The sequence below is a fragment of the Alcanivorax sp. HI0083 genome (assembly GCF_001635175.1).
This window is the reverse complement of sequence record NZ_LWFX01001431.1, coordinates 1-2,503: the sequence shown is the minus strand read 5'-3', so window position 1 is coordinate 2,503 and position 2,503 is coordinate 1. Positions and strand designations below refer to the sequence as shown.

Below are 2,503 nucleotides of genomic sequence, written 5' to 3'. Positions count from 1 at the left end.
AGGAAATGGCAAAAATGGCATCAGCAGCAACATCACCCCAATCATCAGGACGATACCTGCGGGCATGGACGGCAGCCTGAGCCATGACGGCACGCCCAGATTCGCCAGCCACATCATGACCCACACGGAAAATTCCACCCCGGTGGCGGCAGCCCCCAACAACCAGGGCTGCTGGAGCAGCGTCCCCAGCAATGCCGCAGGGATAACCAACAAGGTGTAGAGCGGAACCAGAATCAGGTTTGCCAGCGGGGCACTGGGTGTCCACTGCTGAAACAGCACCGCACCCGCCACGGCCATCACCACCGGCAGCAACAACATCAACCGCCAGGGCGCATGGCTGCGGGTCAGCATGGCGATACAGGCGACCGCACCGAAAGACAGCCACAGGCTCGCTGACAGCGCAGCCAGAGGCGTGATCAACAACACCACCAACAGTGCCATGCCCAACGCCCGCCACAGCGAAACCGGCACTCTCCACCACTGGGCCACTGCCACTACGATCAGCATTACCAGTGCACGCATGGTGGGCAAGCTGAAACCTGCCAGTGCCGCATACCCCATGGCACCGAGCAGCGCCGGCAACCAGGCAAGTTGCTGCAGCGAATATCGTCGCAGCCCTGGAACCACGCCTTGCAGCACTGGCGCAAGCAGCGCTCTGCCCAGCCACCAGAACCAGCCCGCCACAATGGCAATATGCAGCCCGGAAATGGCCAGCAGGTGAGCCCCGCCAGTGAGTTGAAAGGTACGCCAGAGAGACGACGACAGCCCGGCACGGTCACCAACTACCAACGCCGGTAATACCGCTTTGCCAAAGGGAGAGCCAGATACCGACGCCGCCACCTGAGAGGACAGCGCCTCCCGCCAGGCATCCACGCCGCCGTGATTGGCGATTACCGAAACACGCTCGAGCTTGCCACGGGCATCCACCCCGGCGGCAAGATCCGCGCGGGCACGATCCGGACCAAAGCGGTTATACACGCCGCGCGGCACCTTCAGCTCTGCATCCAGAGCCACCCGGTCCCCCGCACTCAGCAATACCGAAGGCGCATAGCTGTTGAGTACCACCCGGTGCGTGCCGGGCCATGCCTCACTGCCCCACACCGTCAGATGGATCTGCTGGCGAACCTGCCAGCGGCCGAAACGAAATTCACGGCGGGTAACCGGAATATCCCGCACCTGCCCCTGCAGGCTGAGCACCGCCCGGTCGTGCTCTGCAGGCAGACGTTGCGCCAACCCCTGGTGCAGTTGCCACACACCGAAGCCGTAGCCCAGCACCAACCAGACGAGCCATCGGGAACGGTAACGCCACATTCCCACCACCGCCACGGCACAAAGCACCAGCAACGGCCATAACACCCCCAGCCAGCAGCCAGCCACCATGGCCGCTGCCGTCAACCACATACGCATCCTTGCTCCGCGGTATTTTCTGAAACGACGACGTGAAAACGATTACACAGACATCACAACATGGCGATTCTGTTGACGAACCCAACAATCCTGAAAGCCGTCAGCGAAGGAGTATGCCTTTTTTATCGATGCGGGCATAATAGCGCCCGCGGGGAAACAGGAAGGGAGCACACACGCCCTTTTGCCCCACTTTTTTCGCGGTTAATCCCGGCACGAACGTACCGGGCATAGCAACGAACTGATAGAGTGCGTTCGTGGACGGCGAGATAACGCCCGCCAGAATGTACCGGGGCTGCCAGACGCTCCCCACCCCAGCCAGTAGATGCGAGTTCATGCCAAAACGGATATTCCGCAAATACCTGCCAACACCCGAACGCATTCGGCAGACCAAGTCGTTGAGCTTTCTCGGGGAGGTGTTGTCGGACCCCAATCTCTGGCATATCAACCGCCGCTCACTGGCGGGCGCCGCCTTTATCGGCATCTTCTCCGGTTTGCTACCCATACCCCTGCAGATGGGGCTGGCCGCGTTACTGGCGGTACGCTTTCATTGCAACCTGCCGCTGTCGGTGATGCTGGTCTGGATTTCCAACCCGGTCACCTATGTCCCCATCTTCTATTTCACCTACCGCATCGGTGCCTGGTTGCTGGGCATGCCGCCCCACAGCGGCGAAGGCATTACCGTGGCCTGGTTTGTGGAGCAGTTGATTCCCCTGTGGGTGGGCTCGTTGCTGTGCGCATTTCTGTTCGGCGGGCTGGCCTACCTGGCAGTCAAGGTCAGTTGGCGACTGGCGGTGATTCGTAGCTGGAACCTGCGCGCACACCGGCGCGCCCGGGCAGAACGCCGGGAGGCCAGACAGGAAGCAAAGGAAAACGCCAAAGAAGAGGCAAAGCGCCAGGCTGACGAGGCCCGCGACGACTCAAAGCCGCCGCAGTAACCCATCGTGCAGCTCATATTGCTGCGGGCAGCGGGAGGCAAACTCCCGGTCATGGGTCACGATCATGAACGCCGTACCCAGATTCTCATTCAACTCGATCATTAGCGCCTGCACTTGTGCAGCAGTGCGCTCATCCAGATTCCCGGTGGGCTCATCCGCCA

At 61.3% G+C, this 2,503-nt stretch carries 2 protein-coding genes and 1 pseudogene; 1 reads left to right on the top strand and 2 read right to left on the bottom strand.

The window, feature by feature from the left end; translation table 11 throughout:
- Nucleotides 1-1,407: ComEC/Rec2 family competence protein (locus A3754_RS21695; protein ID WP_231880732.1), on the bottom strand; the 1,407-nt coding region annotated here is incomplete at its 3' end.
- A 332-nt stretch (nucleotides 1,408-1,739) separates the two neighbouring features.
- On the opposite strand from A3754_RS21695, the gene A3754_RS21685 reads away from it, so the two are divergent.
- Nucleotides 1,740-2,342 (top strand): DUF2062 domain-containing protein, encoded by a 603-nt coding sequence (locus A3754_RS21685; protein ID WP_063521310.1) that lies wholly within the window; start codon nucleotides 1,740-1,742, stop codon nucleotides 2,340-2,342.
- Here A3754_RS21685 and A3754_RS28055 read toward each other — a convergent pair.
- Nucleotides 2,325-2,503 (bottom strand): annotated as a pseudogene (locus A3754_RS28055) (lipoprotein-releasing system ATP-binding protein LolD); the annotation flags it as partial. The gene A3754_RS21685 and the pseudogene A3754_RS28055 sit on opposite strands and share 18 nt — an antisense overlap.

Excerpts from the sequence above, each read along its gene's own strand:
- A3754_RS21685 (WP_063521310.1), top strand. The coding sequence starts at position 1,740 with ATGCCAAAACGGATATTCCGCAAATACCTGCCAACACCCGAACGCATT.